Source organism: Burkholderia sp. AU32262, assembly GCF_020419985.1.
GTDB lineage: Bacteria > Pseudomonadota > Gammaproteobacteria > Burkholderiales > Burkholderiaceae > Burkholderia > Burkholderia semiarida.
Genome location: NZ_JAIZRS010000010.1, coordinates 137,570 through 157,513, shown reverse-complemented (window position 1 = coordinate 157,513; position 19,944 = coordinate 137,570). Strand labels below are relative to the sequence as shown.

General features: G+C 65.1%; 19 protein-coding genes. 7 read left to right on the top strand and 12 right to left on the bottom strand.

Translation table 11 applies throughout. The features are described 5' to 3' along the window. The first annotated feature begins 21 nt into the window (after window positions 1–21). Entirely contained in the window at window positions 22–945 is a 924-nt protein-coding gene (locus LGN10_RS14695; RefSeq protein WP_226224077.1) for a LysR substrate-binding domain-containing protein, read from the top strand. Window positions 946–1,011: 66 nt separating this feature from the next. Here the strand turns inward: LGN10_RS14695 and argC are convergent, their stop codons facing one another. Further along, window positions 1,012–1,953, bottom strand: coding sequence for an N-acetyl-gamma-glutamyl-phosphate reductase (gene argC / locus LGN10_RS14690; RefSeq protein WP_059644577.1), 942 nt, complete (start codon window positions 1,951–1,953; stop codon window positions 1,012–1,014). 121 nt (window positions 1,954–2,074) lie between these two features. Between argC and LGN10_RS14685 the strand changes: the two genes are divergently transcribed. Continuing rightward, window positions 2,075–2,959: a LysR family transcriptional regulator gene (locus LGN10_RS14685; protein ID WP_059581438.1), complete on the top strand. Its 885-nt coding sequence runs from the start codon at window positions 2,075–2,077 to the stop codon at window positions 2,957–2,959. A 48-nt stretch (window positions 2,960–3,007) separates the two neighbouring features. Here LGN10_RS14685 and LGN10_RS14680 read toward each other — a convergent pair whose 3' ends face one another. From LGN10_RS14680 to LGN10_RS14665, 4 genes are all read right to left on the bottom strand, one after another. Continuing rightward, entirely contained in the window at window positions 3,008–3,472 is a 465-nt protein-coding gene (locus LGN10_RS14680; protein WP_226224075.1) for a hypothetical protein, read from the bottom strand. A 60-nt stretch (window positions 3,473–3,532) separates the two neighbouring features. Further along, window positions 3,533–4,750 (bottom strand): patatin-like phospholipase family protein, encoded by a 1,218-nt coding sequence (locus LGN10_RS14675; RefSeq protein WP_226224074.1) that lies wholly within the window; start codon window positions 4,748–4,750, stop codon window positions 3,533–3,535. 120 nt (window positions 4,751–4,870) lie between these two features. Beyond that, window positions 4,871–5,656: a 3-hydroxybutyrate dehydrogenase gene (locus LGN10_RS14670; protein ID WP_099318111.1), complete on the bottom strand. Its 786-nt coding sequence runs from the start codon at window positions 5,654–5,656 to the stop codon at window positions 4,871–4,873. Window positions 5,657–5,708: 52 nt separating this feature from the next. Then, window positions 5,709–6,449: an acetoacetate decarboxylase gene (locus LGN10_RS14665; RefSeq protein WP_059581426.1), complete on the bottom strand. Its 741-nt coding sequence runs from the start codon at window positions 6,447–6,449 to the stop codon at window positions 5,709–5,711. A gap of 435 nt (window positions 6,450–6,884) precedes the next feature. On the opposite strand from LGN10_RS14665, the gene LGN10_RS14660 reads away from it, so the two are divergent. After that, complete coding sequence (locus tag LGN10_RS14660; RefSeq protein ID WP_060968157.1) at window positions 6,885–7,466, top strand: phosphatase PAP2 family protein; 582 nt, start codon at window positions 6,885–6,887, stop codon at window positions 7,464–7,466. 25 nt (window positions 7,467–7,491) lie between these two features. Here LGN10_RS14660 and LGN10_RS14655 read toward each other — a convergent pair whose 3' ends face one another. From LGN10_RS14655 to LGN10_RS14645, 3 genes are all read right to left on the bottom strand, one after another. Next, window positions 7,492–7,725 carry a hypothetical protein gene (locus LGN10_RS14655; RefSeq protein ID WP_060317637.1) on the bottom strand — a complete coding sequence of 78 codons (234 nt, stop codon included), beginning with the start codon at window positions 7,723–7,725 and terminating at the stop codon, window positions 7,492–7,494. Between the two features lie 148 nt (window positions 7,726–7,873). Then, window positions 7,874–8,695 (bottom strand): siderophore-interacting protein, encoded by an 822-nt coding sequence (locus LGN10_RS14650; RefSeq protein WP_099318115.1) that lies wholly within the window; start codon window positions 8,693–8,695, stop codon window positions 7,874–7,876. Between the two features lie 38 nt (window positions 8,696–8,733). Beyond that, window positions 8,734–9,444: a PadR family transcriptional regulator gene (locus LGN10_RS14645; protein ID WP_059581415.1), complete on the bottom strand. Its 711-nt coding sequence runs from the start codon at window positions 9,442–9,444 to the stop codon at window positions 8,734–8,736. Between the two features lie 654 nt (window positions 9,445–10,098). Between LGN10_RS14645 and LGN10_RS14640 the strand changes: the two genes are divergently transcribed. The 4 genes from LGN10_RS14640 to LGN10_RS14625 all read left to right on the top strand — a co-directional run bounded on the left by LGN10_RS14640 (window position 10,099) and on the right by LGN10_RS14625 (window position 14,244). Continuing rightward, window positions 10,099–11,133, top strand: a complete 1,035-nt coding sequence (locus tag LGN10_RS14640) for a LysR family transcriptional regulator (protein WP_226224073.1) — start codon at window positions 10,099–10,101, stop codon at window positions 11,131–11,133. Between the two features lie 160 nt (window positions 11,134–11,293). Next, window positions 11,294–11,674: a response regulator transcription factor gene (locus tag LGN10_RS14635; protein ID WP_059581410.1), complete on the top strand. Its 381-nt coding sequence runs from the start codon at window positions 11,294–11,296 to the stop codon at window positions 11,672–11,674. 30 nt (window positions 11,675–11,704) lie between these two features. Continuing rightward, entirely contained in the window at window positions 11,705–13,603 is a 1,899-nt protein-coding gene (locus LGN10_RS14630; protein ID WP_060317628.1) for a PAS domain-containing sensor histidine kinase, read from the top strand. Beyond that, window positions 13,600–14,244 carry a response regulator transcription factor gene (locus LGN10_RS14625; RefSeq protein WP_059581405.1) on the top strand — a complete coding sequence of 215 codons (645 nt, stop codon included), beginning with the start codon at window positions 13,600–13,602 and terminating at the stop codon, window positions 14,242–14,244. The genes LGN10_RS14630 and LGN10_RS14625 overlap by 4 nt, the downstream gene beginning before the upstream one ends. A 120-nt stretch (window positions 14,245–14,364) precedes the next feature. On the opposite strand, the gene LGN10_RS14620 is transcribed toward LGN10_RS14625, so the two are convergent. The 4 genes from LGN10_RS14620 to LGN10_RS14605 form a co-directional block, all read right to left on the bottom strand. Continuing rightward, window positions 14,365–15,693, bottom strand: a complete 1,329-nt coding sequence (locus tag LGN10_RS14620) for an MFS transporter (RefSeq protein ID WP_089465886.1) — start codon at window positions 15,691–15,693, stop codon at window positions 14,365–14,367. 499 nt (window positions 15,694–16,192) lie between these two features. Beyond that, on the bottom strand, window positions 16,193–17,557 hold the full coding sequence (locus LGN10_RS14615) for an FAD-dependent oxidoreductase (protein WP_226224072.1): 1,365 nt from the start codon (window positions 17,555–17,557) through the stop codon (window positions 16,193–16,195). A gap of 79 nt (window positions 17,558–17,636) precedes the next feature. Then, complete coding sequence (locus tag LGN10_RS14610; RefSeq protein ID WP_226224071.1) at window positions 17,637–19,070, bottom strand: catalase; 1,434 nt, start codon at window positions 19,068–19,070, stop codon at window positions 17,637–17,639. A gap of 106 nt (window positions 19,071–19,176) precedes the next feature. Continuing rightward, window positions 19,177–19,938 (bottom strand): SDR family oxidoreductase, encoded by a 762-nt coding sequence (locus LGN10_RS14605; RefSeq protein ID WP_124659506.1) that lies wholly within the window; start codon window positions 19,936–19,938, stop codon window positions 19,177–19,179. Window positions 19,939–19,944: the final 6 nt, after the last annotated feature.

Below are 19,944 nucleotides of genomic sequence, written 5' to 3'. Positions count from 1 at the left end.
TTAATCGACTTTCCACGAATCGTGAATAAATCGCCGAACCTCGACGACCTGCGCGTGTTCAGCCTGGTTGTCCGACTGATGAGCTTCAGCGCGGCCGCCGAGCAGCTCGCGGTGTCGCCCGCGTATGTCAGCAAGCGCATCGCGATGCTCGAGGCGCAGCTCGGCACGCGTCTGCTGCACCGCTCGACGCGTCGCATGACGGTGACCGAGGCCGGCGAGCGCGTGTTCGCGCGTGCGGAAAAAATTCTCGACGACGTCGATCATCTCGTCGAGGACGTGTCGACCACGCGCACGGTGCCGCGCGGCACGCTGCGCATGTCGAGCAGCTTCGGCTTCGGCCGGCACGTCGTCGCGCCGGCGCTGCTCGACTTCAGCGCGCGCTATCCGCAACTGAACGTGCGGCTCGATCTGTTCGACCGGCTCGTCGATGTGGCCGGCGAAGGCTACGACCTCGACGTGCGCATCGGCGACGACATCGCCGATCATCTGATCGCGCGCCGACTCGCCGCGAATTACCGCGTGCTGTGCGCGTCGCCCGACTATCTCGCGCGCCGCGGGATGCCGCGCTCGCTCGCGGATCTCGCGTCGCACGACTGTCTCGCGATCAAGGAGCGCGACCATCCGTTCGGCGTATGGCGGCTGAACGTGCGCGGCGAGACGGCCACGGTGAAGGTCGGCGGTGCGCTGTCGACGAACCATGGCGAGGTGGCCGTGCAGTGGGCGCTGGCCGGGCGCGGCATCGTGCTGCGCTCGATCTGGGAAGCCGGGCCGCTGATCGAACGCGGCGCGTTGTGCCGCGTGCTGCCGGACGCGATCCAGCCCGCGAACATCTGGGCCGTGTATCCGGAACGCGTCGCGGCATCGGCGAAGGTGCGCGTGTGCGTGGATTTTCTGGTGGAGACGCTCGCCGGCCTGAATGCGGCCGCGGGTGACGATGCGGCCTGAAACCGGCTAAAGGTGAGCTTTTGCAGGAGACGTGCGCAGGCACCGTCGACGATGCCCGCGGGAGCGTCACGCCGCGTGTCGCGCACCGAGCATCAAGTCGAGATTCTGCACGGCGGCACCGGATGCCCCTTTGCCGAGATTGTCGAACACGGCGGACAGCAGCACCTGGCCACGATCTTCGTTGACGAACACGCCGAGCCGCAGGTCGTTGGTGCCGTTCAGCGCTTGCGGGTCGAGATGCGTTGCCGCGCGTGCGTCCGCGAGCGGCATCACGTCGACGTGATGCGCATCCGCGTAGTGATGCGCGAGACACGCATGCAGGCGCTCGCCCGTCACGCCGGCCGGAAGCAGGCGCAGCTCGATCGGGATGGTGAGCACGATGCCTTGCCGATAGGCACCGTAGGCCGGCACGAAGAACGGGCGGTGCGCGAGCCCCGCATGCTGACGGATCTCGGGCACGTGCTTGTGCTCGAGCGCGAGGCCGTAGACCTGCAGCGGCAACGCGTTGGCGGCGGCGTCGCCCGATTCGAATGCGTCGACGGCGGCCCTCCCGCCGCCCGAGTAACCGGACACCGCGTGGATGCTCACCGGGTAGTCGCGCGGCAGCAGGCCTGCCTGCAACAGCGGGCGAAGCAGGCCGATCGCGCCGGTCGGGTAACAGCCGGGATTGGTCACGCGCTTCGCATGAGCGATGTGCCGTGCATGTCCGTCGGCCATCTCGGGAAAGCCGTAGACCCAGTCGGGCTGCGTGCGATGGGCCGAACTCGCATCGATCACGCGTACCGCCGGGTTGCGAATGAAGCCGACCGCTTCGCGCGCGGCCGCGTCGGGCAGGCACAGGATCGCGATATCGCACGCGTTGAGCGCGTCGGCGCGCCGCGCCGCGTCCTTGCGTTCGGCGGCGGGAAGCGTGAGCAGTTGCACGTCGGTGCGGTCGCGCAGCCGCGCGTGGATCTGCAACCCGGTCGTGCCCTGGTCGCCGTCGATGAAGACAATGGGGAGGCTCATGATGGTCGTGTGCGTCGCGTTCGATCGTCGGGGGAAGCCGTATCGTCCACCGAACGCCTAGAATAGGAAAAGTTGAATTTACTGACCGTCCGATTCAGCTTTCCTGAACGAGAGGTGTGTGATGCGCGAGATCAGTCTGGACCGTCTGCGTACGCTGGTCGCGATCGCGGACCACGGATCGTTCGTGGCGGCGGCGCAATGGCTTCATCTCGCGCCGCCGACCGTCAGCCTGCATGTCGCCGAGCTGGAAAGCCGCGTCGGCGCGCCGCTGCTGTCGCGCACGCGCGGCAACGTGCGCCCGTCGGCGATCGGCGAAGTGCTGGTGGAGCGGGCGCGGCGTCTGCTGGCGGAAGTCGAAGCCACGCTGGACGACGTGCAGCGACAGGTGCAGGGGTTGACGGGGCGTGTCCGCCTCGGCGCATCGACCGGTGCGATCGCGCATCTGTTGCCGCAGGCGGTGGCCGGATTGCGCGCGCGGCATCCGGATATCGACGTGCAGATCGCGGTGCTCACGTCGCAGGACACGCTGGCGCGCATTGCACAAGGCACGCTCGATGTCGGGCTGGTCGCGCTGCCGCAGGCGCCGGTCGCGGGGCTGTCGATCCGCCCATGGCGTCGAGACCCGGTGATGGCTTTCCTGCCTGCGGACTGGCCGCTTCCGGCTCGGGTGACGCCGGCGTATCTGGCCGCGCGGCCGCTGATTCTCAACGATGCGACGACGCGCCTGTCGCGGCTCACGGCCGAATGGTTCGCGCTCGCCGGCCACCGGCCCGAGCCGCGGATCGAACTCAACTACAACGATGCGATCAAGAGCCTGGTCGCCGCAGGGTACGGCGCGACGCTGCTGCCGCACGAGGCCGGGGCCCCGCTGCCGGATGCGCGCATCGTCATGCGGCCGCTACGGCCGGCGTTGTGGCGCGAGTTGGGCATTGCGCATCGGGCGGGCTCGGTCGAACGGGCGACGCAGCACGTGCTCGATGCGCTGTGGGCGCTCGGTGCGCGATAGCGGGCCGTCGTGCGGCTGGCCCGTGCCGGCCGCGCGGCCCGCACGCGTTCAGAGCCGGTTGTCTTTCGCCAGCGTGAGCACGCGCGCCCAGCGCCGCGCATCGCGCTTGTCCATCATCGGCAGCTTCCATTCGCCGTGCACGGCGTCGCGCACGCGCACGATGAGATGCCAGCGGCCGTCGATCGGCGCGGCCTCGCAACCGTCGAGTTGCGACAGCGTATAGCGGCCGTCCGCGCCGTCACGCGACAGCCACAGCAGCCCTTGCGTCGCGGACACGCGCAACTCGCCCCACGCGCGATGCACGACGTGCGTCCAGCCTTCTTCCTTCGTGTTCGGTGCGATGTCGCGGCGGCGCTTGAGCCACCACGCGATCAGCGCGATCAGGAGCGCGGCGGCCAGCACGGCGGCCGCGATCGCGACCGGCTGGCCGAACTGCGCGGCGATGACGTGAAACAGGTGAACGGCGCCCCAGCCCAGGGCGATGAGCGCGAATAGCGCAATGAAAATCGGCATGTCGAATCGGAAAGGAGGACGGGCCGGCGCACGCGGCGCACCGGCCCGTCGTACACGGCATTACCGGCGGCGGTGAATGTCGTGCGTGACGAAGCCCGCGTCGTTGACGGGCAGCGCGAGGCCGTCCTTCACCTCGAGCGTCTTGCGGATGTCGTCGAGACCCGCGGACCAGTGGTCGCGCATCGTCGACAGACCGAACTGATAGTCCTTGTAGTGATGCTCGTACGCCTTCTGCTGATAGATCAGGTGCTGGATGTTGTACTTCTTCCCGCTCGACATCGCTTCGGCCTCGACGCACCACGGGTCGTTCTTGCGCTGCGCTTCCGGCACCTGTTCGAGCACGTGGCGCAGCACGTTGCGGTAGCGCTGTTCGCGCTGCAGCGTGTCGGTGACGAAACGCGTGCGGCTCGAATACTGCACGTCCTTCGTGCGCTCGGCGACGTCGGCCATCGTGCGCGGCAGCGGCCCGCGCGCGCTCCACAGATCGACCTGGAACGCGAGCGTGTCGCGGCGCGGATGCGCGCGGAGCACTTCCATCAGCGGCGTGTTCGACACGACACCGCCGTCCCAGTAATACTCGCCGTCGATCTCGACGGGCGGGAACGCGGGCGGCAACGCACCGGACGCCATGAAATGTTCGGGCGCGAGACGGATGCGCGAGTTGTCGAAGTACACGAAGTTGCCGGTGCCGACGTTGACCGCGCCGACCGACACGCGCGTCTCGCCCGAATTGATCCGGTCGAAATCGCACAGTTTCAGCAGCGTCGTGCGCAGCGCCGACGTGTCGTACCAGCTGATTTTTTCAGGATGGTCGGACACGCCCGGCAGCGGCGGCGGAAAGCGCGGCACGAAGAAGCCCTGCTGGCCCTGCATCATCGCGCTGGCGGCCTGCGACGCGGTGAAGAACGTGCGGATCTGATCGATGCTGTTGAACAGCGCGAATTCGAACGCGGCCGGAATCGTCGGAAAGAACGCCGGCTGGCAGATCGTTTCCCAGAATTCACGCAGGCGCTCGACGCGGTGCTCGGGCGCATTGCCGGCGATCAGCGCGGTGTTGAGCGCGCCGATCGAGATGCCCGCGATCCAGTCGAGCGGGATGCCTGCTTCATGCAGCCCTTCGAATACGCCGGCCTGATACGCGCCGAGCGCACCGCCGCCCTGCAGGACGAGCGCGATCGTTTCGTACGGCAGCGACCGCGCAGCGGCCGGCGCGCCGGCTTCGTGCTGCAGATCCGCCGCATCGACGGCCTGCTTTTCTGTACGCGCGTGCGGTTTCATCAATTGCTCCGAGAAAGCCCGCCGTGGACGGCGGTGATGGATGGCGTGACGTCGATCGACGGCACGCCATCTCGAGAAGGAGGGGCGCGCAAGTCGCCTCCCGTCGGGGAGGCGCCGGCGTTACTGCATGAACCAGCCGTGGCTGACGATGAACGACTGGCCCGTGAGCGCGGCGCTCGGGAACGCCGACAGGAACAGCACCGTCTGCGCGACGTCCTGCACCGTCGTGAACACACCATCGACCGTGTTGCCGAGCATCACCTTCTTGATCACGTCCTCTTCGCTGATGCCGAGCTCCTTCGCCTGCTCCGGAATCTGCTTGTCGACCAGCGGCGTGCGCACGAAGCCCGGACACACGACGTGCGAGCGCACGTTGTGCTTCGCGCCTTCCTTCGCCAGCACGCGGGCCAGGCCGAGCAGGCCATGCTTGGCCGTCACGTACGCGGACTTCAGCGGCGACGCCTCGTGCGAGTGCACCGAACCCATGTAGATCACGACGCCGCCGCGATCGTCCTTGTACATGTGCTTGAGCGCGGCCTTCGTCGTCAGGAACGCGCCGTCCACGTGGATCGCCTGCATCTTCTTCCAGTCGGCGAACGAGTAGTTCTCGATCGGGTTGACGATCTGGATGCCCGCGTTCGACACGAGGATGTCGACCGAGCCGAACGTCGCGGCGACCTTGTCGATACCGGCGTTCACGGCTTCCTCGTTGGTGACGTCCATCGCGACGCCGATCGCCTTGCCGCCTGCCTTGACGATCTCGTCGGCGACCGCGTTCGCGCCGTCCTGGTTCAGGTCGGCGATCGCGACGGCCGCGCCCGCCTTGGCGAGCTCGAGCGCGATTTCCTTGCCGATGCCGCTCGCGGCGCCCGTGACGACTGCGGTCTTGCCATTCAGGTTGCTCATGTTCGAATTCCCGTGGTGAAAGGATTGACAGGGAGAAGGGACTGCGGACGCGTTACTGGCCCAGGTAATCGTAGACGACTTCGCCGAGGCCCAGCGTCAAATCCGCGACGATGTGGCGGGCCTCGACGATCTCGAGCACGGGCAGATCGGCCACCGGCGCGAGCGCGTGCGGCGCCAGCTCGAGCGATGCGGGACCCGTCCATGCGCCCTTCATCTTGATGTCCTGCATGTAATAGCGCACCAGTTCGCACACGCGCGCGGTGCCGTCGACGTGCGGAATGATCTTCAGCAGGAAATTGGGGCCGGCGAGCCGCTTTGCCTGCTCGTCGATGTCGAGTTCCTTGTGCTTGTAGCCCATCGTGCCGGTCGCGACGCGCACCTTGCCGTAATCGAGTGTGCCGAGGAGGTGATCGGTGTTCACGTGCAGCGTGGGCGACGCGAGCTTCTTCGGGAAGCCCCACAGCTCGCGGCCGCCGGCGATCGGCGGGTGATCGTCGAGATACATCGCCAACGTATAGCCGCCCCGCTGGCCGTTGTACTCGACCGGAATCACCTGGCCGCTCTCGGTGTAATCGCCGAAACCGGTGGAATCGGCCATGCGGATGAATTCGTACTGCACGAGCGGCTCGGTGACCTGCAGCGGCTCGGGGACGATTTCACGGAGGCGGTCCGGATCGGTGCGGTACGTGATGATCAGGAACTCACGATCGACGAAACGGTACGGGCCCATCGGGAACGCAGGGCTGGTCAACGGCATCGCAAACGCTTTCGATCGGACATCGCTGGGTTTCATGCGGACTCCTTGTTGTTGATCGCTTCGTGGATGAGTGGTCGTAATCGTATGCCTGTGCGTTGCCGTTGTGCGATGCCGCATCTGGAATTAATTGTTGCCGATTTCGAATAATTTGCGGCGTCAATATTGAGATGAACGATGCAAACGGCCGGGACGGCACGCTGGTTGGGGCGATGGTCGCACGCGCCGATGACGCCATGACGTGAAAAGGTGAGCCTTTACGGGAATCGCGGTGAGCTTTTACGGGAGACGGTGGCGCCAGAATATGACAATTGTGTGAACTTGTGTTGCAGTGCAGGCTCTAAGTGCGTTCGCCGCGCGGGCCTTGTCCGGGCGGCGGCCGCATCAGGTACCGCTCGAGCGGCCACGCCCTGGCATCGTTCGTATCCGACCGGGCAACCGGCCGATCTTTTTACGCCCCACGCAACCCGATTCATGCAGAACGTCAATCTCGCCCTCTTTTCCGCCATCAACGCCGGGAGTGCACCGCACCCGGGCATTGCCCGCCTCGCGATCTTCGCCGCCGACTGGCTCGTTTATGCGCTGCCCGCGATGCTGCTGCTGACCTGGATCTTCGGCGCGCGCCCCGCGCGGCGTCAGGCGATCGAGGCCGGGGTCGGCGTTTGCGTGGCGCTTGCGCTCGCGCAGGTACTCGGGCATGTCTGGTTCTCGCCGCGCCCGTTCATGGCGGGCGTCGGCACGCAGCTGATTCCGCACGCGCCGGACAGCTCGTTCCCGAGCGATCACATGACGTTCGCGTGGAGCATGGCGGTTGGCCTGCTGCTCGGCGGTACGACGCGGGTGACCGGCTTCGTGATGGCCGCGATGGCCGTGGCGATCGCATGGGGGCGCGTCTATGCGGGCGTGCACTGGCCGTTCGACATGGCGGGCGGCGTGCTGGTCGGCACGGCCGGCGCACTGGCCGCGCACCTGTACGGGCAACGTGTGACCGCGCTGCTCGAACGGCTCGGCGATTCGGTGCATGCCGTCGTGATGGGGCGCCGGCAGGCACCGTAAGCGGAAGGAAACGACCGGGCTGCCGTCAGCCGGGCGAGCCGGACGTGCGGGCCGATTCGGCCGACGCGGACGGGCCGCCGCCGCCGTCGCGCAGTTCGGGCGTATCGGCCGGATGCCGGGCGGCATCGCGGTCGAGGGCGCTTTCCTTCAGGATCGCGCACATCGCGACGAACAACGCGAGGACTACCGCGGCGAGGCCGCAATAACCGGCGATCTTCAGGTGGCGAAGGAAAGGCGAAGCGTGGCTTTCTTTTGTCATGACCGGGCGCTCCTGGGCGGGCTGCGGCGGCTGTCGCCCGACAGCGGCGCGCAGACACAGATATATACCAGCCGCGATGCCGGTGCCAAGCCCGCCGCTGCGCCGGCGCAACGATTGTTTCGGCCGCCGGCGAACCCGGTGTTTCCGGTCAGTCTTCCAGCGTTTCGTGCACGGCCGCCGCGCCGCGCTTCCAGTAGGCCGCCGCGCGGATGCGCGACTTGTCGATGCCGCGCTCGCCGGTCAGGTGCTGGCGCACCGCGCGCATCGACAACGCTTCGCCGGCCGCCCACACGTAGCCGTCGCCGGACGACGGCAGCGGCAGGCCACGGACGGCATTGAGCAGCACGTCGCCGTTCGCCGCGGCGGTTTCGGCGCGGAAGCGCCAGATTTCGTGCACGTCGGCGCGCGTGTCGAACGAGATCTGCGCGGTGCGATCGGCCACTTCCAGCACGACCGCCGCGCGCGCCCCGGCCGGGAATTCCTCGAGACGCCGCGCGACGGCGGGCAACGCCGTATCGTCGCCGATCAGCAGATGCCAGTCGAAATCGGTCGGGACCACGAACGAACCGCGCGGGCCGCCGATGCCGAGCCATTGGCCGACGCGTGCCTGCGCGGCCCACTGCGATGCCGGGCCCGGATGGTTCAGCACGAATTCCAGATCGAGCTCGCAGGCGGCGCGGTCGAAGCGGCGCGGCGTGAAGTCGCGCGCGACCGGCTTCGGTTCGCCTTCCGGAAACTCGGGGCCGTTCGCGCCGAGCGTCGGCAGCGCGGGCCGCTCCGCGCCGGGCGGCGGGAAAAATACCTTCACGTGATCGTCGAACGACGCGGATTCGAAGTCCGCGAGATCGGGGCCGCCGAGCGTGACACGCAGCAGGTGCGGCGTCACGGCATGCACGCGCAGCACCTGCAGCAGGCGGAACTTGAGGGTGTGGCGCACGCGGGTGACGGTGCGTTCGGACGTGTTCTGCATCAATCCGTTCTCCTTGGGTGGTGACGGGGCGGCGCGGCTCACGCGCCGGCGCCGCCTTCGATTTCGGCCGTCGCGCGGCGCAGGATGGCGGCGATGCGGCGCTGTTCGTCGGTATCGGCGGCGCTCTTGTGCAGCAGCGCGCGCTTGAGCGCGAGACGCGCCTCGACGAATTCCGGCAGCCAGCCGGCTTGCGATTCCTCCTGCGCTTCGTTGCCCGCCGATTCCCCGGCGAACGCGCGGCGCATGAATTCCATCTTGCGGGCAAGGTGCGTGAGACGCGCGAACAGCGTATCGACGCGTTCACGCTGGGTATCGAGGTGCGCGCGGCCCGCGTCGGTCAGCGCATAGCGCTTGCGGTTGCCTTCCGCCTGCGACGCGACGAAGCCGACTTCTTCGAGGTACGTGAGCGCTGGATACACCATGCCGGGGCTTGGGCTGTAGAAGCCGTTCGAACGCGTGTCGAGCGCCTTGATCAGCTCGTAGCCGTGGCTCGGTTGCTCGGCGAGCAGCGCGAGCAGCAGCAGTTGGAGATCGTCGGAGCTGAACTGGCGGCCGCGCGGCATGCCGTCGTCGCCGAAATCGCCGAAGCCGCGCCCGCCGCGGCCGCCGAACGGACCGCTGCCGAATGCATCGGGGCCGCCGCGACGGTGGCGGCCGATCGCGTACCAGAGACCGGCGAACCCGTCGGGGCGGGCATACGTACCATGACTGTCGCAGCGGGCATGGCCGCGGAAGGGGTTGTGCCGCATGATCGTGTCCTATGTGTCGCAAAACATATCTAAAGATATATATCGAAAGATAGGGCGTCAAGGGGATTATTGGGGGCGGGATGGTGGCGTTGGGCGGGAGTGGAGGGCTTGTGGTTGACGTTTGCAGAAAAGGTCGCCTTGCCCGCAGTTGACAGGATCTTCTGCCGAAAACATGTCCAGAGTCTCGAGACGGAGATTGTTGCCGTAGCTTTGAGAACCCGGATCCGGGGATGGATTTTTCTCGGAGATGCTGTCCGGACCATCATCGAGGAGGGCGGCATGAGATTGGCGTTTTCAAAGTGCCGCCAATGAATGTTCGATGGCCGCAAGTAATTCTGATCGCGTACTAATGCGGGCAGGTGCATGCCTGGTAACGGCGCTATTTCAGATCAGCACATTGCTCAACGGAGCGTAATGGTACTGCGCCGGTCTGTCGTCCAGAGAGTCCGGGTCGGTGTCACGCTATGTACCGGCGGGTAGGCGGGCGATTCCGTCCAATACGGCGAGCCGGACGATTCGATCGCGCTGCGCCCGCGGTGCGACTATTAACACCATCGTATAAGGTCCAAACTCCCACGAGGTGATATTGCCGCGGCCGACTGTTCTCTAGACTTCCGGTTAATCCTTCTACCGCAACGATTTCCGGAGAACAGCATGGACCGTACTCTGCATGCGATGTCAGTGTTTAGTCACGTCGCCCGACTGGGCAGTTTCACAGCAGCGGCTGAGATGCTCGGTATCAGTGCAGCGTCGGCCAGCACGCTGGTCCGTCGATTGGAGGAGCATCTCGGCGTCACGCTGCTTCAGCGGTCCACCCGTTGTGTTCGCCTCACCACGGAGGGGGAGCAGTATCAGGAGCACTGCCAGCGCATTCTCGGCGAGATCGAGCATATGCAGCAGCAACTCAGCGGGGCGGGGAAGATCGCGCGTGGGCGGCTCGCGGTGGACCTCGACCAGGAGGTCGCGCATTCGGTTTTGCCGCTCGTGCCGGCTTTCCACGCCAGTTACCCCGAGGTGGGCTTGCGCGTGGACGTCGGCGGGGATGCGGACGGCCTGATCGCCAACGGCGTGGACTGCGCCGTCGTCGTCGGACAACTCGCGGATTCGTCGCTGCGTAGCCGGCGCGTCGGGAATTTTCACGTGGTGACCGTCGCCAGTCCGGACTATCTGCGTGTTCGGGGCACGCCGGCCGACCCGGATAGCCTTCATTGCCACGATGTCATCCATTACACCCCGAGGCGCTTCGGCCCAGCCCGGGAATTCCGCTACACGGTGGACGGAGCAGAGACACGGCTCAAGCTGGCGGAGCGCATTTCCGTCAATGACGTTCGTTCGGCGGTTCGTTATGCGGTGGAGGGTGTCGGTATTGCCCAGGTCAGCGCGCGTATGGTGACGGAAGAGCTCGCAAAAGGGCGGCTCGTCACCGTGCTCGACGAGTATGGTCCGCCGCCGCTACCGATTTCTGTCCTCTATCCGGACCGCCGGCAGGTGCCGATGTCGATACGGGCGTTCATCGACTGGATTCAAGCCCAGCTTCGCGATCTGGAGACTGCCAGCTTCGACGGCACGCCCGCGATCAACGGCGGGCGCGACGCAGCGCCATACTGGATTGCGGGCAGTGGCCGACACGACTCGCGGTTCATGCCCAAGGGGCTGCAGCAACTGGCAGCGACTGCCGCAACTGCATGACACACGCGGGCAACGCACGACGGTGTTGGCCGAGACGGCACTCATACCGACGTATAGTTTGCGCGCCGATTGCCGGCGGCATAGGATGCGGTCGAGCCGCCGACCTGAAATGCTCGCGTTCTCGATATTTTTACTGAATTGAAGGTCAAGGACCGCTCGTATGCCGAACCAAGGTATTGTTTCCATCGTCGATGATGACCGGTCCATCCGCAGGGCCACGCGAAGCCTCGTTCGTTCGCTCGGCTGGGAGGTCAGGGTCTACGAGTCCGGCGAGGAGTTCCTTGACGCCGACTTGATAATGGACGTCGCGTGTATCATTTCGGACGTCCAGATGAAGGGCATCACAGGGCTGGAGATGTACGAAGCGCTTCTCGAGCGCGGACCGGCTCCCCCCGTGATCTTCATCACGGCTTTTCCATCCGAAACCACCCGCGAGCAAGCGATGAAGCTTGGCGCGATCTGCGTATTCAGCAAACCGGTGGATCCGGCGCAGATCAAGCAGCGCCTGGAGGAGATCGGCTCGGAAAGCAATCGGACCTGATCCGGAAATCCGTCTTTACCGAGTGACTCTATGAATAACGACCGCCAGGCGGGTGACGGCCACGGCGCATACGCGGATCCGGTCATCGCTCCGGCCGAACTCGCGGCGGCGCGTGCGTCCGAGCTCGGGCCCAATCTCCAGGCGCAACTCCGGAACAGTCAGCCCGCGGTATACGCGGTCGCGATTGCGTTGGGCCTCGCGGTATTCCTTGTCGACGCGTTTGCGCCCGTCGACGTCGCCGTCGCGGTTCTGTATGTCGTCGTGGTGCTGCTGGTCGCGTCGGTCGCCTCCCAAACGGTCACCGTCGGCGTGGCCTGGGCCTGCGTATCCCTGACGGTCCTCGGATTTCTTCTGGCTCAGAGCGACCAGATAGCCGTCAGTTCTCTCGCGCGCTGTATCGTGAGCGTCATCGCGATCGTGACGGTCTCGGCATTGGCGTTGCGCAATCAGAGCAGCAGGGCGACGCTGCAGAACCAGGTCGACTTGCTCAATCTGACCCACGACGCGATCGTGGTGTACGGGCTCGACGGGCGTATCCGCTTCTGGAGCAAAGGCGCGGAGCGCCTATACGGATGGAGCGCGCAAGAAGCGTTCGGGAAAGCGTTCCATGAGCTGACGCGCACCGGCGCCGCGCTGCCGATTGCCGACCTGATCGAGAAGACGGTGGCGCACGGCAACTGGCAGGGAGAGCTCACGCGCATTCGCAAGAACGGCGAGCGCGTCGTGATTTCCAGCCGATGGATCGTGTCGCGAGACAAGTCGGGCCTGCCCGTCGCCATTCTTTCCACCGATAGCGACGTCACTCAGGCGAAATCGCTGGAAGCCGAATTGCGCCGCCAGAAGGAAGAGCTCGTGGCCACCGTCGACGCGATTCCCGCGATGGTCTGGAGCACGGACGAAGACGGGCGCTTGCTGTACCTCAATCGCCGCTGGACGGATTACGGTGTGCGGACCAGTGACGGCACGGATGTATGGCGCGATATCGTTCATGCCGACGACATCGAGACGTTGCGCGCCGCGTGGCGCCAGGCGATTTCCACGGGAAGCCCGTTCGAGGTGACGGCGCGCGTCCAGCTCGGCAGCGGCGAGTATCGTTGCATGATCGTCGGTGCCGCACCTTTGCGCGGCGGAGACGGCCGGATCCTGCGCTGGTACGGCGTCAACACGGACATCGAGGCGCGCCGGCAAGCCGAGCAGGCGCTCGAGCGATCGCGCGCGGAGCTCGCGCATGTCACGCGGGTAACGATGCTCGGCGAGCTGGCGGCTTCGATCGCGCATGAAGTCACCCAACCGCTGGCTGCGATAGTCACGTCAGGTGAGGCAGGGCTGCGCTGGCTGGACCACGACGTGCCGGATCTGGTCGAGGTGCGGGATTCCGTCGAGCAGATGACCGACGACGCGAGACGGGCGACGGATATCATCCGGCAGATCCGTGCGATGGCCAAGCGCAGAGACAGGGACGACGCGCTCGTCGACGTGACGTCCATCGTCGAACAATCGATCGATCTCGTGCGCCGCGAGCTTCAGATTCACGGCGTCGAGGTCGCGCAAAGCTGCGAGCCGTCGCTCTGGGTCCGCGGAGATCGTGTCCAGTTGCAGCAGGTCATCATCAACCTCCTGATGAACGCCGTTCAGGCGATGAGCGACGTCGCGGACCGCAAGCGGACCCTCGTCGTGTCGACCGGGCTGGTCGATGGCGCGAACGTGCAGGTACGCGTGGAGGATTCCGGCCCCGGCATTCGCAGCGAAGACGTCAATTCGTTGTTTACGCCGTTCTTCACCACCAAGAAGGAGGGCATGGGCATGGGGCTCTCGATTTGCCGTTCGATCGTTGAGGGGCATGGCGGCCGCATCTGGGCCGAGTCGCAAGAAAACAAGGGGGCATCGATGCAGTTCGTTCTACCGCTTGAAGGAATCACGCAGTCATGAGCCACGGTCCCGATCTCATCGCAACAAACTCCGTCGTGTACGTTGTCGACGACGACGATTCCATGCGCAAGGCGCTCGGCCGGCTGTTTCGCTCGGTTGGCTTGAGTGTCGAGCTCTTTGGCTCCGCGCAGGAGTTTCTGGATTTCGACAAGCCCGATGTGCCGAGCTGTCTGATTCTCGACGTCCGGCTCAAAGGACAGAGCGGACTGGCGTTGCAGGAGCAGATCGTCGCGGGCGACGTGCAGCTGCCGATCATCTTCATTACGGCTCATGGCGATGTCGAGATGTCGGTGAAGGCGATGAAGAACGGGGCGCTGGATTTCCTGTCCAAGCCCTTTCGCGACCAGGACATGCTCGATGTCGTCCAGAATGCATTGCTGAAGGATGAGAAGCGGCGGAAGTCGGAGAGCCGTGTCGCCGACGTGCGCCGCCGCTACCAGACGCTGACGCCGCGCGAGCGCGAGGTGATGAAATACGTCGTGAGCGGCCTCCTGAACAAGCAGATTGCCGCAGAGCTCGGATTGAGCGAAATCACCGTGAAGATCCATCGCGGCCACGCAATGCGGAAGATGGGCGCGCGAACCCTGCCCGAGTTCGTGCTGGGCGCGCAATCGCTGGGGCTGGATCCCACCGCGGAGTAGCAGTACCGATCTCGACGCGCGTGGGCGCCGCGCCGCGTCAGCGCAACGGAACACGCCGGTGGGGCGATCCGGCCGCATCGCCCTGTCGATCCGGAGCGAACCGGAATCGCGGCCCGGGGGCTATCTGTTGACGATGTGTTTCGGCAACGACAGCGTCAGGCAGAAGCCCAGCAACAGGCACGCGATCATGCACGAGACGGGAAGCGCGAAGCTCCCGGACGACTGTTTGAGAACGCCGACCACATAGGGGCCGAAAAAGCCGCCGATGTTGCCGATCGCGCTGATCCATGCGATGCCGCTGGCGGCGTTGCCGGGGCCGAGAACCGCCGTGGGCATTCCCCAAAACACCGGCGGAAGAGAAAGCAATCCCGCATTCGCGATGCACAGTGCCATCACGGTAAGCCACAAATTGCCGTGCCAGACGAGGGCGAGTGTCAGCCCCAACGCTGCCAGCAAGAATAGGGCGGCGGTGTGGACGCGCCGCTCTCGGCGGCGATCCGCGCTTTGTCCGGCCGTGATCATCACGATCATCGCGAACGCGTTGGGCAGCGCCGCAATCAATCCGATGAAGAGATCCCTGCCCACGCCGAGCGACTTGATCATCGTGGGCGCCCACAGCGTGTAGCCGTAAATGCCGACGACGTCGAGGAAATAGATCAGCCCGAATACCCAAAAGATCCAGCTGCCGAACATCGCGTTGTTGTTCGCCGAAGCGGCGAGAGCACGATCTTCGGCAAGCGTTCGGGTGAGGTAGGCTCGGTCGGCCTCCGTCTCGTGGCGGCTTTGGGTGACATCGTCCTCGAGATACTTCCAGCAGAGAAGCGCGGCGACGAACGCCGGCAGCGCCTCGACCATCAACATCCATTTCCAGCCGGAAAGCCCGCCGATTCCGTCGAAGTACTCCATGATGAAGCCGCTCAGCGGCGAGCCGATCAGACCGGACAGCGGCAGCGCCGCGTAGAAGGTGGACAGCACCCGCGCGCGGTGGTATCGCGGGAACGACTGGGAGATGTAATAAACGATGCCGGGCACGAGCCCGGCCTCCGCCACCCCGAGCAGATAGCGCATGACATAGAACTGCTTGGGCGTCGCGATGAAGGTGGTCAATGCCGAAACGATCGCCCACGACAGGATGATTCGCGTGAGCCATCGCTTGGCGCCCACCCGCTGCAGGATCATGTTGCTCGGAACTTCGAACACCACGTAGCCCAGCGCGAAAGTACCCGCGCCGAATCCGAACACCGCATCGGTGAAACCCAGGTCGACCCCCATCTGGAGTTTCGCGAAGCTGACGTTGATGCGGTCGACGTATGCGGCAACATACGCAAACATGAAAATGGGCAGGATTCGCAGCGCGAGATGCCGCGAAATACGATTTTCTCGCGCTTCGTCGTTCGGGTCGTTGCTATCGACCGGATGACCGGATGCGCGCGTCGCGTTCAGATCCAAGAGGTTCCCCCGTTGCTCGGCGAGCAAGGCCGCGCAAATGTGTCGACATCGACGCCAGTGATCGTCGATATCGGATGCCAGCAGCAATTCATGTATCCACTCCACGACGCACGGCCGTGCCCGCACTTCGTTCGCGTCGGTAACGAGGCGCAGGCAATGCTGGATGAGGTGGAAGAACGGCGACTTTGCCCATCGTTCACTCGAGGCGTCCGGACCGGGACGCCGGTGTTGACGAAGGCATATTTTTCTCAGGGCCCGCGATCGCGGAACTGCCCGTGCGGCACATGACGGGCTGGCGTTGCGCGATTCGAACTCGTCCGGAGATTTTACCGGATAGTGTCGATCGCAGGAGAGCGGCTGTCAGCATTTTTATCGTGGCGGCGACGACTGAATTGGAAGCGCGAAAGCCGCCGCGACGCAAAGCGCGTCGTGGCGGCACGAGCATCGGGCTGGCCCCGCGTTCGGTGGGGCAAGCCAGGCAAATGGCAAAAGCACTCGCTTATTTGATGGTGGCGAAGAGCAGATTGAGGCCTTCGGCGAGAAGCGGATGGGCGATGATGGCGTCGCGCACGGACGTGTACGGCAGGTTGCCGATCATTGCCATTTGCACGACCGACATCACTTCGCCCGCCCCCGAGCCGACCATCGTGAACCCCAGGATCTGTCCGGTTTCGGGCGCCACGAGTGCCTTCATGAAGCCTCGCGTCGTTCCGTTGGTGCGGGCTCTCGGCACGGCCGCCATCGGCAATTTCGCGACGATGACGGGCGTGTTGCGCGCCTTGGCGTCCGCTTCGTTCAGGCCGATGCGCCCCAGTTCCGGATCGGTGAACAACGCGTACGGAATGATGCGCGCTGCCGTGCTGCCTGCCCGCCCTTCGATACCGGCCTTCAGTACGCGATAGTCGTCGAACGACGCGTGCGTGAACATCGGCGTGCCGGCGACCTCGCCGATCGCCCACGTTCGTTCCGCGGTGGTCGCGAGCGCGTCGTCGACCTTGATGAAGCCCCGCTCGTCGCGATCGACGCCTGCCAGATCCAGGCCGATGTCGTCGGTGACCGGCCGCCGGCCTGCCGCGACGAGTAGATGACTGCCGTCGATCGATGTGCCGTCGTCGAGCTTGACCGTGACGCCCGTACCCGACCGCCCGGTTACGCCGGCAATCCGGGCAGACAGATGCAGCGAGATGCCGTCGTCCTCGAGCGCGCGCTGGATTTCGACGCTGACGTCCTCGTCCTCGCGAATGGCGACCCGCGGTGCGTCGTGAATGAGTGCGACCTCGCTGCCGAGGCGCCGAAACGCCTGGGCCATCTCCAGGCCGATGTAGCCGCCGCCGATCACGATGAGCTTTTTCGGCAGCACGTCGAGGTTCAGCGCTTCAACGTGTGTGAGCGGGCTCGAGTCACGCAGGCCGGGCACGTCCGGAACCGCCGCCACGGTGCCGGTGTTGATATAGACGTTCTCGCCTTCGAACAGCTGTTCGGAACCGTCGCCGGCCCGAACGAGGATGCGTCGCGGCGCGACGAACCGACCGGAACCGATCACGAGATCGAGCCCCGACTGTTCGAAAGCGCGGCGGTTGATATCCACCATGCCGTCGACGACTGCGCGGACGTTCGCATGCACGCGCGCCATGTCTGCAAGATGGTGCGCGTCGGCGGACGCCGCTCGCCACGCATGCATGTTGCGCGCGTTCTGAATCAACGTCTTGCTGGGGATGCACGCGACGTTGATGCATGAACCGCCGATCATGCCGCGTTCGATGATGGCGACGCGCTTGCCGCTTCGGGCGAGGTCCATCGCCAGGGATTTTCCGCCCTTGCCGCCGCCGAGGAACAGATATTCGTATTGCTTCGCGCTTTCCATAACGTTACTCCTTGATTAATCCGACAGACGAATCCGCGAGATCGACGCGCGACGTCCGCTCGGCGCGCGCACGCCGGCCTTACTCGGCCCAGATCGCAGTGCGGACACCGGCGGCATACGCCGGATCGATGCGCTCGAGATGGGCGAGCACTCTGTCGACCACGTCCTGCGGGACGCCGCTGATCGCCCGCCCGATGTTGGCGAACAGTCTCTCCTTCTGGTCGGCGCTGAACAGACGGAACAGCGCGCGGGGCTGGCTGTAATAGTCGTCATCGTCACGATGGTCGTAACGGTCGACCGTGCCTGCCTGCACCGGCGGTTCGGCCGCTGCTGGATTCGCGGAGAAGTCGCCGTGACGGCTGGGTTCGTAGTTCACGGTGCTGCCGAGGTTGCCGTCGACACGCATCGCGCCATCGCGATGGAACGAGTGAAACGGGCAGCGCGGTGCGTTGACGGGAATCTGGTGATGATTGATGCCGAGCCGGTAGCGCTGCGCGTCGCCGTACGAAAACAGCCGCCCCTGAAGCAAGCGGTCCGGCGAAAACCCGATTCCGGGTACGACGTTCGCCGGCGTGAACGCGGCCTGCTCGACGTCCGCGAAATAGTTCTCGGGGTTCCGGTTCAGCTCGATCGTCCCGACGTCGATCAGCGGGTAATCGTTGTGCGGCCAGACTTTGGTGATGTCGAACGGGTTGTACGGCACCTTCGATGCGTCCGCTTCCGGCATCACCTGGATGCGGAAATGCCATCTCGGGAAGTTACCGTGTTCGATCGCCTCGTAGAGATCGCGCTGCGCGGACTCGCGATCCTGACCGACCACGCGAGCGGCTTCCGCATCCGTATAGTTTTCGATGCCTTGTGCGGACTTGAAATGGAACTTCACGTAGAAGCGTTCGTTCGCCGCGTTGACGAACGAGAACGTGTGCGAGCCGAAGCCGTGCATTTGCCGGTAGTTCTTCGGGATGCCGCGATCGCTCATCAGGATCGTGACCTGATGCAGCGACTCGGGATGGCGCGACCAGAAATCCCACACCGCGACGTTGTTGCGCATGTTTGTCCGCGGATCGCGCTTTTGCGTGTGGATGAAATCCGGAAACTTGAGCGGGTCTCGCACGAAGAACACGGGCGTGTTGTTGCCGACGATGTCCCAGTTCCCTTCCTCCGTGTAGAACTTGATCGAGAAACCGCGCACGTCGCGCTCCGCGTCGGCGGCGCCGCGCTCGCCCGCGACCGTCGAGAATCGCATGAAAACCGGCGTTTCCTTGCCAACCTGGTCGAAGACCTTGGCTTTCGTGTAGCGCGAGATGTCGTGCGTGACCTTCAGCGTTCCGAAGGCGCCCGATCCCTTTGCGTGTACGCGACGCTCGGGAATTACCTCGCGGTCGAAATGGGCCAGCTTTTCAACGAGCCACATGTCCTGCAGTACGACCGGGCCACGCGCGCCGGCGGTCATCGAGTTCTGGTTGTCGGATACGGGGGCGCCGGCGGCGGTCGTCAGGCTCTTGTCGGACATTGTTGTCAGCCTCAAGTCGTTTGTCGTTCGGTGAGTGATCGAATTGCGGGGGGGGGCGGAAGGCGGCGTCGCAGGGCCGCCTTCCGGAGTCCATCTTCGCGGCGGCTCAGGCTACCGGAATGGGGTTCTCGACGAGCGCCTGATTGAACTGATCGACGAACGCATACTCGTCGGGACCGACGTTGTTACGCAGCGGCTGCGCCATCTCGACCACGACTTCCGTCGTCGCGGTTTCGAGACGCTGGATCGTCTCGGCGATGAAGGCGTCCAGCGGCATTGCTCGCGGATCACCGCTCTTGTGGATCAGATCCGTGTCGACCCACGGCGGGGCGATTTCCAGCACGCGGACACTCGTATTGCGCAACGCAAAGCGTTGCGACATCGTGTACGAATGAATGGCCGCCTTCGTCGCGGAGTAGAGCGCCGTGGCGGCAAGCGGGACGAATGCCAGTACGGAGCTGTTGTTGATGATGAACGACTCGGGTTGCGCCTTCAGATGTTCGACGAGCGCGGCGCTGACACGCACCGGCCCGAGCAGGTTCGTGTTCACGAGCCGGACGGCTTGCGCGTCGTCCAGCGCACCGCCGGCGTCATCGAACGGCATGATGCCCGCGTTGTTGATCACGACGTTCAGCGTCGGATAGTCCGCGATCAGCTGTCGCGCGACACGCTCGATCTGCGTGGGCTCGCCGACGTCCAGCTCCACGGTGTCGATACCCGGATTGGCCCGAGCGATCTCGTCCAGCAACGCCTTGCGACGCCCCGCGACAATGACCTTGTTGCCACGCTTGTGAAGGTTTTCTGCGAAAGCGCGGCCGATACCCGACGTGCCGCCGGTGATGAAGACAGTGTTTCCGGTGAGTTTCATGATCGG

Coding starts and splice junctions, on each gene's coding strand:
- argC (WP_059644577.1), bottom strand. CDS start 1,953: ATGAGCCTCCCCATTGTCTTCATCGACGGCGACCAGGGCACGACCGGG.
- LGN10_RS14685 (WP_059581438.1), top strand. CDS start 2,075: ATGCGCGAGATCAGTCTGGACCGTCTGCGTACGCTGGTCGCGATCGCG.
- LGN10_RS14680 (WP_226224075.1), bottom strand. CDS start 3,472: ATGCCGATTTTCATTGCGCTATTCGCGCTCATCGCCCTGGGCTGGGGC.
- LGN10_RS14675 (WP_226224074.1), bottom strand. CDS start 4,750: ATGAAACCGCACGCGCGTACAGAAAAGCAGGCCGTCGATGCGGCGGAT.
- LGN10_RS14670 (WP_099318111.1), bottom strand. CDS start 5,656: ATGAGCAACCTGAATGGCAAGACCGCAGTCGTCACGGGCGCCGCGAGC.
- LGN10_RS14665 (WP_059581426.1), bottom strand. CDS start 6,449: ATGAAACCCAGCGATGTCCGATCGAAAGCGTTTGCGATGCCGTTGACC.
- LGN10_RS14660 (WP_060968157.1), top strand. CDS start 6,885: ATGCAGAACGTCAATCTCGCCCTCTTTTCCGCCATCAACGCCGGGAGT.
- LGN10_RS14655 (WP_060317637.1), bottom strand. CDS start 7,725: ATGACAAAAGAAAGCCACGCTTCGCCTTTCCTTCGCCACCTGAAGATC.
- LGN10_RS14650 (WP_099318115.1), bottom strand. CDS start 8,695: ATGCAGAACACGTCCGAACGCACCGTCACCCGCGTGCGCCACACCCTC.
- LGN10_RS14645 (WP_059581415.1), bottom strand. CDS start 9,444: ATGCGGCACAACCCCTTCCGCGGCCATGCCCGCTGCGACAGTCATGGT.
- LGN10_RS14640 (WP_226224073.1), top strand. CDS start 10,099: ATGGACCGTACTCTGCATGCGATGTCAGTGTTTAGTCACGTCGCCCGA.
- LGN10_RS14635 (WP_059581410.1), top strand. CDS start 11,294: ATGCCGAACCAAGGTATTGTTTCCATCGTCGATGATGACCGGTCCATC.
- LGN10_RS14630 (WP_060317628.1), top strand. CDS start 11,705: ATGAATAACGACCGCCAGGCGGGTGACGGCCACGGCGCATACGCGGAT.
- LGN10_RS14625 (WP_059581405.1), top strand. CDS start 13,600: ATGAGCCACGGTCCCGATCTCATCGCAACAAACTCCGTCGTGTACGTT.
- LGN10_RS14615 (WP_226224072.1), bottom strand. CDS start 17,557: ATGGAAAGCGCGAAGCAATACGAATATCTGTTCCTCGGCGGCGGCAAG.
- LGN10_RS14610 (WP_226224071.1), bottom strand. CDS start 19,070: ATGTCCGACAAGAGCCTGACGACCGCCGCCGGCGCCCCCGTATCCGAC.
- LGN10_RS14605 (WP_124659506.1), bottom strand. CDS start 19,938: ATGAAACTCACCGGAAACACTGTCTTCATCACCGGCGGCACGTCGGGT.